Annotated in this window: 11 protein-coding genes; 6 read left to right on the forward strand and 5 right to left on the reverse strand. The window is 66.4% G+C overall.

Features of this window, described 5'->3' with window-relative positions; genetic code table 11:
• Positions 1–325: 325 nt before the first annotated feature.
• Positions 326–1,258, forward strand: coding sequence for a sulfite exporter TauE/SafE family protein (locus tag LC490_RS23535; protein WP_223621816.1), 933 nt, complete (start codon positions 326–328; stop codon positions 1,256–1,258).
• Between the two features lie 165 nt (positions 1,259–1,423).
• Here the strand turns inward: LC490_RS23535 and LC490_RS23540 are convergent, their stop codons facing one another.
• A complete protein-coding gene (locus LC490_RS23540; protein WP_223621817.1) occupies positions 1,424–3,958 on the reverse strand; it encodes a DUF11 domain-containing protein in 2,535 nt (844 codons plus the stop codon).
• A 570-nt stretch (positions 3,959–4,528) separates the two neighbouring features.
• Positions 4,529–5,452 (reverse strand): LysR family transcriptional regulator, encoded by a 924-nt coding sequence (locus LC490_RS23545; protein WP_031370145.1) that lies wholly within the window; start codon positions 5,450–5,452, stop codon positions 4,529–4,531.
• Positions 5,453–5,571: 119 nt separating this feature from the next.
• Here LC490_RS23545 and LC490_RS23550 point away from each other — a divergent pair, with 119 nt between their 5' ends.
• Both LC490_RS23550 and LC490_RS23555 read left to right on the forward strand, forming a co-directional pair.
• Positions 5,572–6,273, forward strand: a complete 702-nt coding sequence (locus LC490_RS23550; protein WP_031370146.1) for a pirin family protein — start codon at positions 5,572–5,574, stop codon at positions 6,271–6,273.
• 117 nt (positions 6,274–6,390) lie between these two features.
• Positions 6,391–7,221, forward strand: a complete 831-nt coding sequence (locus LC490_RS23555) for an alpha/beta hydrolase (RefSeq protein WP_031370147.1) — start codon at positions 6,391–6,393, stop codon at positions 7,219–7,221.
• Positions 7,222–7,301: 80 nt separating this feature from the next.
• Here the strand turns inward: LC490_RS23555 and LC490_RS23560 are convergent, their stop codons facing one another.
• The gene (locus tag LC490_RS23560) at positions 7,302–7,721 is read right to left on the reverse strand and encodes an OsmC family protein (RefSeq protein WP_223621818.1); all 420 of its coding nucleotides are present in this window, start codon (positions 7,719–7,721) and stop codon (positions 7,302–7,304) included.
• A 346-nt stretch (positions 7,722–8,067) separates the two neighbouring features.
• Here LC490_RS23560 and LC490_RS23565 point away from each other — a divergent pair, with 346 nt between their 5' ends.
• Complete coding sequence (locus LC490_RS23565) at positions 8,068–8,487, forward strand: hypothetical protein (protein WP_223621819.1); 420 nt, start codon at positions 8,068–8,070, stop codon at positions 8,485–8,487.
• Positions 8,488–8,552: 65 nt separating this feature from the next.
• Here the strand turns inward: LC490_RS23565 and LC490_RS23570 are convergent, their stop codons facing one another.
• Entirely contained in the window at positions 8,553–9,518 is a 966-nt protein-coding gene (locus tag LC490_RS23570) for a hypothetical protein (protein WP_031370151.1), read from the reverse strand.
• A gap of 118 nt (positions 9,519–9,636) precedes the next feature.
• Positions 9,637–10,665 (reverse strand): UDP-glucose 4-epimerase GalE, encoded by a 1,029-nt coding sequence (gene galE / locus LC490_RS23575; RefSeq protein ID WP_223621820.1) that lies wholly within the window; start codon positions 10,663–10,665, stop codon positions 9,637–9,639.
• Between the two features lie 215 nt (positions 10,666–10,880).
• Between galE and LC490_RS23580 the strand changes: the two genes are divergently transcribed.
• Positions 10,881–12,329 carry an oligosaccharide flippase family protein gene (locus LC490_RS23580; RefSeq protein WP_031370153.1) on the forward strand — a complete coding sequence of 483 codons (1,449 nt, stop codon included), beginning with the start codon at positions 10,881–10,883 and terminating at the stop codon, positions 12,327–12,329.
• A gap of 12 nt (positions 12,330–12,341) precedes the next feature.
• A complete protein-coding gene (locus tag LC490_RS23585) occupies positions 12,342–13,292 on the forward strand; it encodes a cupin domain-containing protein (RefSeq protein ID WP_223621821.1) in 951 nt (316 codons plus the stop codon).
• Positions 13,293–13,327: the final 35 nt, after the last annotated feature.

Consider the following 13,327-nt stretch of genomic DNA (forward strand, 5'->3'; position numbering starts at 1 on the left):
ACGAGGCAACGGCGGCGATCCCTACCCCGCCCCCTGCAATCGCCGTGACGTGCGACTCAGGTCACACTATCGCGCCGGTAACGGCGTGGAGACGAAGGCCCATCGCACAGCCTTCGCGGCCGTTCGGCCCCTCCGAACAGGCCGAGAGCCGCAAGCGAACGAGCGCCGTCCGGCCGACGACTGTGCCGTTATCCGCATCCGGAGCGCGTAAGCGATGCAAGCCGCGTCGGCGCGCGGGTCCGACCATGGCCCGGGTCCTGTCCGGAGGCGCCATGCCCGTCGTCGAATTCGTCAGCCGCTCGCCCTCGCCGCTTGAGGCACTGTCGTGAATCGCCCGAACCTCGAGGTCGCCCTGCTCTGGTCGGCCCTGGCCTTGTTGGCGCTGGCCTATGCCTGGCGCTGGTACGCGCTGGAGCGCGCCCGCCGCCAACGGGATCGCGATGCGGACGCGGGTGTGTCGCCGTGGGCCAGTCCAGGCGATGGGCTGACCGGCTTCGTCGCCAACTTCTTCGACACCCTGGGCATCGGTTCTTTCGCCACCACCACTGCGATCTTCAAGTTGCGTGGCCGGGTCGCCGACGATCGCATTCCAGGCACCTTGAACGTCGGCCACGCGCTGCCGACCATCGCCCAGGCGCTGATCTTCATCGCCGTGGTCAGCGTCGACTTCGTCACTCTGGCCGGGATGATCGCCGCCGCGGTCGCCGGCGCCTGGGCCGGCGTGCGGGTGGTGGCGCGGCTGCCGAAACGCGCGATCCAGATCGGCATGGGCATCGCGTTGTTGGTCTCGGCGCTGTTGTTCCTTGCCACCAACCTGCAATGGCTGCCGGGCGGCGGCGACGCCTTGGGCCTGCACGGCGCGACGCTCGCCTTCGCCATTGCCGCCAGCTTCGTGCTCGGCGCATTGATGATGCTCGGCATCGGGCTGTACGCGCCGTGCCTGATCCTGGTCAGCCTGCTCGGCATGAACCCGCTCGCGGCGTTCCCGATCATGATGGGCGCCTGCGCGTTCCTGATGCCGGTCGGCGGCGCGGCCTTCGTGCGCAGCGGCCGCTACGACCTGCGCGCGGCCTTCGGTCTGACTTTGGGCGGCATTCCCGGGGTCTTGATCGCGGCCTTCCTGGTCAAGTCGCTGCCGTTGGAATGGCTGCGTTGGCTGGTGCTGGCGGTGACGCTGTACGCCGCTGTGCAGATGCTGCTGTCGGCACGGCGTGCGCGGGCGGAGGCATCGGGTTCGCTGAAAGCCGAACGTGCCTGAGCGGCGGAGGCCTCATTCCGCCAATAGCGCCACCACTCGCGCTTCAACTCGGATACGAACCCATCGCGAAAGACCTGCGTGCATGCACTTCAGTTAGCCGGCGAGATCTCGTGACGCCAACCCGGCGACCCGGCACGGGCCGGGTCGCGCAGGCCGCGCCGGCGGCTAGGGAACGTTGCACTGGAAGACAAAAGTGACTTGGTTGCTGCCGGGCGCCGCGGACAAGGTGCCGAGCGTCACCCCAGCCGACAGCATGCCGAAGGTCAACGGCCCTGCCGGGCACGCGCCCGGTGGTCCGCTGCAAGTGACTGCATTACCGGCCGGACAAACGATACCCGGCCCCGCCGCGTCGCTGACGAGTGCTCCCACCACCGGATCCGGGCCTACGTTGGTTACGACCACGGTATAGGTCGTCGGCGCTCCTCGCGTCACCGTATCGCCGACCTGGTCGACATCGCCGTTCACGCCTGGCGTATTGGTCTTGGTGATCCGCAGGTCCGCTTGCCGGCGGGTATTGGTGATGGTGCAGACGATCGCGGTGTCGTTGTCGCCGACGGTCAGCGTGTTGCCCGACAAGCCACTGGTGCCGGTGCAGGCCCAGGCGCTCGGGTTGTACAGGCCGACGTTGCCGGCACCCAGTATCTCGGACAAGGTGAATACAGTGCCGGTATCGACCACGACCGCCGTACCGGTGTCGGTCTCGTTCGCGCTGTTGGCGACCGACGTCAGCGTCGGGTTCACGATGCCGCCGGTGGCGCTGAGGCTGGCACTGTCGTTGACGACCGCGCCGCCCCAAGTCTTGGCCAGCGCCACCGACGCGGTCTTGCGCACGTTGGTGAAGCTGCAGGTGAAATCGGTGCCGGCCACCACGTCGGCGGAGGGAATGGTGAAGGTGGTGCCGCTCAAGCTGCCGACGTTGGCGATGCCGTTGCTGCAGGTCGCGCTGGCGAGCTGATAGATCGCCGGCAACGCGTTCTCCTGGATCGTGATCGCCGTGGCCGGCGCGACGATGCCGAACGGTTGGATGCCCGCGGCAGCATTGCCGTCGACTTGCGCCGTGCCCGATGCCGGCGTGCTCACCGTCGCGGCGGTCAGCGCGGTATTGGTCAGGGCGAAACCGAATGTCGCTGCCGCGGCCGGGCTGGTGGTCTTGCTCAGGGTCAGGCAACCCGGGTCCACCACCGCCGTCGCGGTGTTGTTGGCGGTGCCGCCTGGCGCGGGCGTGACGAACAAGGCCTGCGCGCTGGTGGCTTCCTGGATCGGCGCGACCACCGCGACCGTGCTGGTGTTGGTGGTCGCCGCGCACTGCGCCGGGTCGAGCGTGCCGGTGATCGTGTAGGTCAAAGTGCCGCCCGCGGCCGCATTACCGGCCGGCAAGGTCGCGGTCGCCGCGATAGCGCCGGTGCCGCTGGCAGCCGGACACACCGGCGTGGGCGTGCCGCTGGCAGCGCAGGTCCACGAGAACGCGGTGAAACCGGCCGGCAACGCATCGGCAATCGACACTTGCGCGTCGTGCGCAGCGAGATCGCTGCCCGTGCCCACGGTCGGACGCGCGGTGTTGTTCTGGTAGGTCACGGTGAACACCGTGCTGCCGCCGGCTGCGGGGCTGGCGTTGCCGACGGTCTTGGTGGTGCGCGTGTCGACGTCGTTGTCGAGGATGGTATAGGTCGAGGTCTGCACGAACGGCGGGCCGCAGGTGGACGTGCTGGCGATGGTGTAGACCGCGGGATTCGGCTGCACACTCATCGTGATGAATTCGTTGTTCTCGACGACGGTGTCGTTGACGATGACGATGCCGGTCGGGAACTGGCTGCCGACGTTGCCGTCGTAGTTGCCGGCCGGGATCGTCATGGTGAAGGTGTTGGTGCCCGACGGCGTGGTGTAGTCGCTGCCGAGCGTCGCGGTGCTGGCTGCCGTGACTTGGATGATCACGTTCACAGGCGCGGCGATGGTACCGGACACCGCAACGACCGGGCCGCTGCCGGTGGTGACGGATTCCGATCCCGAGTTGGTCGCGGTTTTGAACTCCAGGTACGGGGTCAGGAAGATCTGGATCTCATCGAGCAGATTGCCGACGCTGTTGTTGCCGGTGGAGGTGCTGATGGCTTCGAAGCCGAAATCGTGGATCGCGGACGTACCGGTCCAGGTGAAGGTGCCGGTGTAGTCGGCCCAGGTATTGGTCGTCGTCGGCGCAGCGCAGCTTGCGGTGCCGATCAGCCCGCCGCCGCAGGCCTGCACGGTGCCGGCACCGGTGGTGTTGGTCGCGAAGCGGCCGATCTGGTTGACCGTCGAATCGATGTTGAACGCCATCACGTCGAGGCCGGTGCCGCCAGGGTCTCTGGCCCGGTGGCTCAACTGCCACCGCACCTGCTCTCCGGTAACCAGGCACACGCGCTGAAACAGGCGTGAGGCCGTTTGCGCATTGAGCTCGGCGAGGTTACTGCCGGCGCGCGACGGCACCCCGAGGAAGCCGTTGCTCCACAGTTCGATCAGCGGGCCGGTCTCGCCGCTCGGAGGGCTGGTGCAGCCGCCCCCGCCGGTACCGACCGGATGGGTGGTCGTCCAGCCGGTCACCCGCGAATCGATGGTCTGGGTGGAGCAGCCCGCGGGCACCAGGATGGGCTCTTCGAAGCCGAGATTGATGAAGCTGCGCTGGATCTGCGCAGTCGCCGGAAACGCCAACAGCGGCAGCAATGCCAAGGCCACTGGACAGGCAAACAGGCGCCGGCCGCGCGTACTGGCGGACAGGCATCGACGACGATGGTTGAACAAACGGCACCCCCTCGTTGCACAGGCCAATCAGTGAGTCAGCGTCGAGCAACAACCGTGCAGCTCGATACGTGCGCTTCAGGACAGCGCTGCCACGGAGCCCCCAGGGGCGCAGCGACTCTCGATTGGTGACTTGCCCAGGCGTCCCGGTCACGGGCATTTCTGTGACTTATATCCCAGTTTTGCACCCCTCTCAATCACGAAGTGCCTTTCTTTAGTCGATTTACTTCATTCGGTGTGCTTTTTGCGCAAAGACACACGGAGTAAACGACCGGTCATCGCGGATGGACGGTCGTCCTTGCCTTGCTCCCGTCCGCCTCCCCGGTTTCGATCGAAGCCCGTCGCCGGCCCGAACGCCCGTGGAGGCCTGGCATATCGGCCCGAAATCACCGGCGACCCCATCTGTGTATCGATACCTGCTTCGACCGACGGTGCCACACCTGCCAGCTGAAGCCTGCACCGCCTGTCGGCGCCCGCTCCCCCGTCGACGCCAGCCGAGTCCTAGCGTTCCTGCGGGTCGGCCCACGGCGCCTTCTCGAACTTGCGCACCAGGTAATCGATCAGCACCTGCACGCGGGCCGGGCGGATGCGGCCCGGCGGCGTGACCACGTGCAGGGCGATCGGCGGCGGCGCCCATTCCGGCATCACCACTTCGAGCTTGCCGTTGCGCAGTTCGCGCCAGACCAGGAACTCGGGTTGCAGCGCCAGACCCTGCCCGGCGAGCAAGGCCGGATTCAAGGCTTCGGCATTGTTGACCCGCAACGGCGTGGCCACGCTGATCGAGAAATCGCCGTGACGCTTGTGGCTGAAACGCCAGGCGTTGCCGAAACGCGAATAGGTGTAGAACAGCGCGTCGTGATCGGCCAGTTGCCGCGGATGCTTCGGCCGTCCGCGTCGTTCCAGATAGGCCGGCGACCCCACCAACAGGATGCGCACGCCGCACAAACGCCGCGCCAGCAGGCTCGAATCGGCCAGGGTCGAAATCCGCAGGGCCAGGTCGTAGCCGCCGCCGATGAGGTCGGTGACGCCGTCGTCGAACACGATCTCCAGGGCGATGTCGGGATAGCGCGCCATGAACTCAGGCAGCAGCGGCGACAGGTGAGCGATGCCGAACGACATCGGCGCGGCGATGCGCACCTGCCCGCGCGGGCTCGCGGCCTGGGCGGTGATCTCGGCCTCGACCGCTTCGCCCTCGGCGAGGATGCGGCTAGCGCGTTCGAGCGCGCCGCGGCCGCTCTCGGTCAGCGACATCTTGCGCGAGGTGCGATGGAACAACACCGTCTTCAGCCGCGTCTCCAGGCGGGTGATCGCCTTGGACACGGTCGCCTGCGACAGGCCGAACTCGGCGGCCGTACGTGCGAACGAGCCGGTTTCGGCAACCTTGGCGAAGATCGCCCAGGCTTCCAGGTCGGGCAGTTTCTGCATGGCGGGCGTCCATATCAATTTTGGAAAGAATGACTTTCTATTGGTTCCATTCTAAACCTGATCGCATCGGCCTATCGTTCTCCTCAAGCCACACGGCACTCATCCACGAGGACACGGACATGATCGAACTTCGCCCCTACGACAGCCTCGGCGGCGCCGACCACGGCTGGCTCGACGCCAAGCATCACTTCTCGTTCTCCGGCTACCGCGACCCCGAGCGCATGGGCTGGGGCGCGCTGCGGGTCTGGAACGACGACACCATCCAGGCCAACACCGGCTTCCCGCCGCATTCGCACGCCGACATGGAGATCATCACCTACGTCCGCGACGGTGCGATCACCCACCAGGACAATCTCGGCAACCGCGGCCGCACCGAAGCCGGCGACGTCCAGGTGATGAGCGCCGGCACCGGCATCCAGCACGCCGAATACAACCTCGAATCCGACACCACCCGCATCTTCCAGATCTGGATCATTCCCGATCAGCGCGGCGGCGCGCCGACCTGGGGCAGCAAGCCCTTCCCCAAGGGCGACCGCGCCGGCCACTTCGTCACCCTGGCCAGCGGCATCGACGGCGACGAAGACACCTTGCCGATCCGTGCCGATGCGCGCGTGCTCGGCCTGACCCTCGCGGCCGGCGAATCGGCCGAATACGTTTTCGCCGACGACCGCTATGGTTATCTGGTGCCGGCCAAGGGCAGTGTCGAGGTCAACGGCGTGCGCCTGCAGGCTCGCGACGGCGCGGCGATCCGCAACGAAGGCGCGATCCGCGTCGTCGCCATCGACGACGCCGAGTTGGTCCTTGTCGACACCGCGCCCTGATCTCGGCTTTCGCAGTTGACGCTACGCGTTCAAAACGACTCCCTGCGACACCGGTCAACGCCGGTGTCGCCCGCATCGACCACACTCCCTTCTTCCCCACCGCACAGGAGCGACACCATGGGCACTTTCACCACTAAAGACGGCGTGCAGATCTATTACAAGGACTGGGGCCCGCGCGACGGCGAGCCGGTGGTCTTCAGTCACGGCTGGCCGCTCAGCGCCGACAGTTGGGAAGCGCAGATGCTGTTCCTGGCCGAGCACGGCTACCGCACCATCGCCCACGACCGCCGCGGCCACGGCCGCTCCAGCCAGCCCTGGGACGGCAACGACATGGACCACTACGCCGACGATCTGGCGCAATTGCTCGAGCATCTCGACCTCCAGGGCGCGACGCTGTTCGGCTTTTCCACCGGCGGCGGCGAAGTCGCGCGCTACATCGGCCGCCACGGCACCAAGCGGGTCAAGAAGGCCGGTTTGATCTCGGCGGTGCCGCCGCTGATGCTCAAGACCGACGCCAACCCCGGCGGCCTGCCGAAGGACGTGTTCGACGGCCTGCGCGCCGGCTCCATCGCCGACCGCTCGCAGTTGTACCAGGACCTCGCCGGCGGCCCGTTCTTCGGCTTCAATCGTCCCGGCGCGAAGAAGTCGCAGGGCATGATCGATTCGTTCTGGGTCCAGGGCATGCAGGGCGGCCACAAGAACACCTTCGACAGCATCAAGGCGTTCTCGGAAACCGACTTCACCGAAGACCTGAAGAAGTTCGACGTGCCCACCCTGATCCTGCACGGCGACGACGACCAGGTCGTGCCGATCGACGCGGCGGCGCGCGCCTCGGCCAAGCTGGTCAAGAACAGCAAGCTGGTGGTCTATCCCGGCGCTCCGCACGGTTTGACCGACACCCACAAGGAAAAACTCAACCAGGACCTGCTGGACTTCCTCAAGTCCTGATCGCAAGCGCCGCGCCGGGGTTCCGGCGCGGCTTTCTCTCGCCAGGCATGCGGATTGCAAGCCCGGCGCCCTGCTTCGCCTCAGGCCGCCGGCGCCGCCAACGCCGTCGCGATCCGCACTTCGCCCGACAGGACTTTGTGGATCGGGCAGGCATTGGCGACCTGCAGCAGGCGTTCGCGCTGCTCGTCGCTGAGTTCGCCGCTCAACGCAATGCGGCGGCGGATATCGGTGCCCTCGGCCGGCTTGCCGTCGGGGTTGAAGCTCAGTTCCACTTCGACCGCGCTCAGCGGCCACTGCTTGCGCGCGGCATACATGCGCAAGGTGATCGCGGTGCAGGCGCCGAGGCTGGACAACAACAAACGCTCCGGCGACGGGCCACTGTCGGCGCCGCCCTGTTCGGCGGGTTCGTCGGCGAGCCAGCGGTGGTCGAGGTCGTCGCTGAAACGGACCTGATACGGCGCGCCGTCGCTGGCGGCATGGACGGTGGCGATGGCGGGCATGCAGGGCTCCGGAACGATGGAAGATCGAGCGGTTATCGCACGCGCCCCGCGAAAGCAGAAGGGTTCGCGGTGGAACGCTGCATCGAGGCTCGAGGGCTTGGCAGGCGTGGCGTAAGGAAACCCGCTAGCGGAATCGAGCCTGCAACATCGAGTGCACGGTTCGGCGCGAACCGGCCGCTGGCGGGAACCGCCGGCATCGAGCTCGCCGGCGCAACTAGACGGGGCCGAAACGCCTCGGTTCTGGCCGTTCGCGCCGACCAATTGCGTACCCCTTCTTGGCGGCCGCGACGAGCGCGGCGAATCCGTGCGCCCGACCGGCGCGACACTCGGCTAAGAGGACAACGGCATGACCCAGGACAACAGCACGGGCAATTCCTTGATCGAGGATTTCGGAACGCGCGACATCGTGCTCGAAGTGGTCGCCGACACCGCGACCCAGGACGGAGCGCCCGAGGTCCAGGTGACCTTGCTGGTGGCCGGGGTGCTGATCTCGGGCACGATCGTCAGCTTCAAGCGCTACGCCCAGCATCACCCGATCACCGCGCGCATCCACGAAGCGGTCGAAGGCCTGGCCGCGAGAGCCTCCAACGAAGAAGGCACGGTCCGACCGGGGCCGCCGCTGTATCTGCATCTGAAGGATGCGATCTACTACACGCCCGGTGCGCCGCAGGCGTTTCCGTCGGACCGCGGCGTGTTCTGCCGTGTCGCCTTGAAAGACGTGTCGGCGTTCAACTTCGGCAATGTCGTCTGGCCCGAACCGAGCTGATCGGGCGGATCGACCGCGCCTTGCCCCGCGTCAAGCGATGAAGCGGCGATCGTGCCCCGGGCGTATCAGGGATTCAGCCACGGCGCCGACACCGTCCAGAAAATGATGTCCGCGCCGAGATAGTCCTGGGCAAAAGCGCTGAACTCCTCGCGGGTGAACGGCTTGCCGGTTTTATCGTTGTTGTAAGTCAGGGTCGGCTCCTGGACCGCCATCGCGACCAAGGACAGTTGCTCCCGATAACGATGAAAGAACGGATAGGCGTTCTTCATCTGTCCTTTCTTGTAGGGGACGATGTCCGGCCCACCGAGACCCACGCCGTGCTTGGCCGCGTACTCGAACAAGCGGCCCATGTAGTCGTGGTCGTTGTTCCACTCACAGGGCCAGAAGTTGACGTACTGAACCACATGCGATTGCTTGAACGCATGCCGCGCCGCGGCGAGGTTCTCCATCTCCGCAGCGAAATATTTGTCGCAGGTGAAGCTGGTCTTGTCGCGTTTGTAGTCGATGTCGATCGCGGTTTCAGGCAGATTGATGCCCTGGATACGGCCGTCGTAGCGGGCGGCCAGGGCTTGCAGGAGCTTCTGGAAGCGGGCCCTGACCTCCGGGTTCCATTGCTGCGTCGCCCAACCCGAAGCCGGCGGCTTGTTCTCGCCGGGGTTGTCGATCTGGGCCACGAGGCCGCCACCGAAAGCGGGATCGGTCAACAGATAGGCCGGGATGTTTCTGGCGCCCGGCTCGAAGAAGCGATCCTGGATCTGGATGAACAGTTTCTTGTGCAAGCGCTCGACCTGTTTCAGGTCGGCGTCGATGCGGCTGAAGTCGTACTCGCCCTGCCCTCGTTCCAACTGTTTCCAGTTATAGACGATCTGCACGCCCTCGATATCCGCACGCGCGAGGTAATGCTGGTGTTCGGCGAAATCGCCGGCGCTGGTATAGATGTAATCAGCCGGCGCCTGCGCCGCATGAGCGAGCGAGCCTGTGGCGATCAAGGCGAACGCCAGGGCTCCGGACCGGAACGGGTGTTGGGACATGCGCTGCGACCGGTTACGAACCATGCCACGATGGTACTAGGCGACCGGCCGGGCGAATGAATCGATGTTCACACGCGATGCGCCAGAGGTTTGTAGCGCCCGCGCCGCAGCACGCCGCTCAGAACGCCGGCGCGCTATGCCATTGCCACGCGCTGTCGATGATGTCTTCCAGGCGGGTATAACGCGGGGCCCAACCCAGTAGCGATCTCGCCGCATCGCTGGCCGCGACCAGCACCGGCGGGTCGCCGGCTCTGCGGGGCGCCAGCGAGTAAGGGATGCGGCGGCCGGCGATGGCCTCGGCCGCGCGTATCACCTGCAGCACGCTGAAGCCCTGGCCGTTGCCGAGATTGAAACGATGCGCGCCCGGCGTGCTGTCGAGCCAACGCAAGGCGCGGATGTGCGCGTCGGCGAGGTCGATCACGTGGATGTAGTCGCGCACGCAGGTACCGTCGACGGTGTCGTAGTCGTCGCCGAACACCTGCAGCGCCTGCGCTTCGCCGAGGGCCGCGCGCAACACGTTCGGGATCAGATGGGTTTCCGGATAATGCGATTCGCCGATGCCGGCATGGGCCGCGGCGCCGGCGGCGTTGAAGTAACGCAGCGACACCGAACGCAAGCCGTAGGCCTGCGCGGCGTCGGCGAGCATGCGCTCGACCATGAGCTTGCTGGCGCCGTAAGGATTGATCGGGTCGGTCCGATGCGCCTCGTCGATCGATACCGAGTCCGGCTCGCCATAGACCGCGGCTGTCGAGGAAAACACCAGGCGACCGACGCCATGACGCTGCATGGCCTGCAACAGATTGAGGCTGCCTACCACGTTGTGCCGGTAGTAGTCGTACGGCGCGGCGACCGATTCGCCGACCAGCGAGCGCGCGGCGAAATGCATCACCGCATCGACCGGACGCTCGAACGCGGCATCCAGCGTTTCGGGTTTGAGCAAGTCGGCGGTGATCCAGCGGCCCCAACGCAAGGCCTCGCGATGACCGGTGCTGAGGTTATCGAGCACGCTGACTTCGAAACCTTGATGAGCGAGCGCGTAAGCCGCGTGCGCACCGATATAACCGGCGCCGCCGCAGACCAGGACGTGACAGGAATCGTGTGAGGGAGCAGTGAACGGAACCGGTGCGACGCCTGGGGGATGAGTCACGAAAGCCTCTGGAAACTGAAGGTTTTTCCTGGCCTGCCCTTGTGGCTCCGAGCATGCCGTGGGAGTATGCGTCGGACTAAAACTGTGATGCAAATCACTTAATTATCTTCATATTTATGAATGAACTGGTCGGATAAGGAATCGAATCGGCCGGCTTCCAAGCTCGCGCGATTCCAGCGCGCGGCTCGTGTAGTTGCAGCCTGCAAGGACGCGTCGTGCTGATTCGCCAGACCCTGCTGTACCTGCCCGCACAACTGCTCGGCCCGCTCGCGCAGTTGGCGGCGATCGTGTTGTGGACGCATTGGCTCGATCCGAACGAGTTCGGCCTGTTCACCCTGGCCCTGGCGATGCAGGAAGCGGTGTATCTGCTGTTCCTGGCTTTCTGGTCGTATTTCCTGCTGCGTTTCCTGCCTGGCGCCGATGCGCTTCTGCGCGAACGCATGGACGTGATCGAGAGTTGGGTGTTCTTCGCCAACGGCGTGCTGCAGGCGGCGGTCCTGCTGATCCTGTTGCGTTATGTCTCGCACGATTGGCCGTCGCCGGCCCTGTGGACGACGTTGTTCGTGTTCACCTTGACTCGCTCCTACTGCACGCACCTGGCCGAGCGCGCCAAGGTCGCCGACGCCATCGGCGTCTACACCGCTTTGCAGAGCGTCGGCCCGGTCGCCGGCCTGGCGATCGGCTGGATCTGGGCCAGCCTGGCGGCGAAAGGCCCGGCTCAGATCGGCCCGCTCGAAGTGCTGGCCTCTTACGCGATCGCGCAAAGCCTGTCCTTGCTGTACGCGGTGTCGCGCCTGCGCATGCGCCTGCAACTGCGCAAGCCGGACCGGACCACCTGGCGCCGCATCTGCCTCTACGGTCTGCCGCTGGCGATCAGCGGCGTGCTCGCGTGGGTGCCCGGCAACGGCATTCGCTTCGTTGTCGAGCACGGCATGGGCCTCGCAGCGGTCGGCCTGTTCTCGGTCGGCTGGACATTGGGACAACGCGCCTGCGCGTTCGCGGCGATGCTGGTCACCGCCGCCGCGTTCCCGATCGCCTTGCGCCTGGAAGCCCAGGGCGAGAAGCATCGGGCGCTGGAACAGGTCGCCCTTAACGGCGCCCTGCTCTGCTCGGTGCTGGTGCCGACCGCAGCCGGCCTGATCCTGCTCGTCGAGCCGCTGTCGCGTGCCGCGGTCTCGGCGCCGTACATCGCGACCACCTTGAGCATCCTGCCGCTCGCGACCCTGGCCGGGCTGATCAAGAACCTGCGCAGCCACTTCGCCAACCAGCCCTTCCTGCTCGCGCAGAAGACAGCTTGGACGCTGGCGATCGACGTACTCGAAACCGCCCTGTTCCTCGCCGCCGCCGCCATCGGCCTGCGCACGATGGGCCTGGTCGGCGCCGCCGCTGGCGCGCTCGCCGCGGTGAGCGTCGGCGCGCTGGTCTCGTTCGTCATCGCCGTGCGCAAACTCGGCATGCCGATGCCCATCGCTCACCTGGCCCGCATCGCGCTGGCGAGCGCAGTCATGGCCGCAAGCCTGTCGGCCTTGCCGCCGCTCGCCGGCTGGACCGAACTCATCGCCACCGTCGCACTCGGTGCGACGGTGTATGCCGCAGCGCTCGCGCTGACCTATCGCGGTCAGCTCGGCCAGTTGCGCAGCGCGCTTCGTCCCAACTCCCCTTAGCGGAACGCCGTCATGCTCGAACCCACCACGCATCCCTTGAGCAATCTCGGCCCGCAGTCGCCGGCGCAATGGCAAGCCGCGCCGCTGCTGTTCGAGCACCGCCTGCACCTCGACCCGCGTTTCAGCCGCGAGGCCATCGCCCGCACCATCGAGCGTTATCCGCGCCGTCATTACTCGATCGTGCACATGGGCGAACAAGGCGCGAACGGCAAGCGGGTCTGGCGCGAAGGCGAGTTCGGCGGGCTCGACGGCGAGCGCGTACTGGAAGCGATCGAACGCGGCCGCCTGTGGCTGAACCTGCGCAACGGCCAGGACCTGGAACCGCACTGCCTCGAAGTGCTGATAGGCCTATTCGGCGAAGCCGGCACGCTGGCGCCGCCGCTGTCGAGTTACGACCACCGCATGGGCTTGCTGGTGTCCTCGCCCGGCGCGCAGGTGTATTACCACGCCGACCTGCCCGGCCAGGGCCTGTTGCAGTTGCACGGCCGCAAACGCATCTACGTCTATCCGCCGCGCCTGCCGTTCCTGAGTGCAGAAGGCCTGGAAAACATCGCCCTGAGCCAGCTCGAAGTCGGCCTGCACTACGACCCGGCCTTCGACGCGCAAGCCGCGGTGTTCGACCTGGAACCCGGGCAAGGCCTGTTCTGGCCGCTCAACTCGCCGCACCGGATCGAGAACCACGACTGCCTCAACATCTCCATGACCCTGGAGTACTGGACCGAGGAGATCCGCCGCAATCACATGATCAACCTCGCCAACGCCATCCTGCGCCGGCATCTGGGCTACACGCCGCATACGCGCAAACTCAGCGGGCCTTCGTTTTATGCCAAGGCCGCACTGCAGGCGGCGTGGCGCCGCAGCGGGCGCCTGGATGCCTTGCGGCGTACGGCGCGGCCGGTCGATTTCCGGCTCGATGCCGAAGTGCCCGGCCGCATCGTCGATCTGGCGGAGCCGGCACGGTGACGGCGAGTGCGCAGGCGATCGGTCGAGCGAGGCAA

The sequence above is a fragment of the Lysobacter sp. ESA13C genome (assembly GCF_019970005.1).
Taxonomy (GTDB): Bacteria; Pseudomonadota; Gammaproteobacteria; order Xanthomonadales; family Xanthomonadaceae; genus Lysobacter; species Lysobacter antibioticus_B.

What these genes read in the sequence shown, in the direction of transcription:
- LC490_RS23555 (WP_031370147.1), top strand. Translation starts at nt 6,391, where the DNA reads ATGGGCACTTTCACCACTAAAGACGGCGTGCAGATCTATTACAAGGAC.
- LC490_RS23585 (WP_223621821.1), top strand. Translation starts at nt 12,342, where the DNA reads ATGCTCGAACCCACCACGCATCCCTTGAGCAATCTCGGCCCGCAGTCG.
- LC490_RS23550 (WP_031370146.1), top strand. Translation starts at nt 5,572, where the DNA reads ATGATCGAACTTCGCCCCTACGACAGCCTCGGCGGCGCCGACCACGGC.
- LC490_RS23545 (WP_031370145.1), bottom strand. Translation starts at nt 5,452, where the DNA reads ATGCAGAAACTGCCCGACCTGGAAGCCTGGGCGATCTTCGCCAAGGTT.
- LC490_RS23560 (WP_223621818.1), bottom strand. Translation starts at nt 7,721, where the DNA reads ATGCCCGCCATCGCCACCGTCCATGCCGCCAGCGACGGCGCGCCGTAT.
- LC490_RS23570 (WP_031370151.1), bottom strand. Translation starts at nt 9,518, where the DNA reads ATGTCCCAACACCCGTTCCGGTCCGGAGCCCTGGCGTTCGCCTTGATC.
- LC490_RS23565 (WP_223621819.1), top strand. Translation starts at nt 8,068, where the DNA reads ATGACCCAGGACAACAGCACGGGCAATTCCTTGATCGAGGATTTCGGA.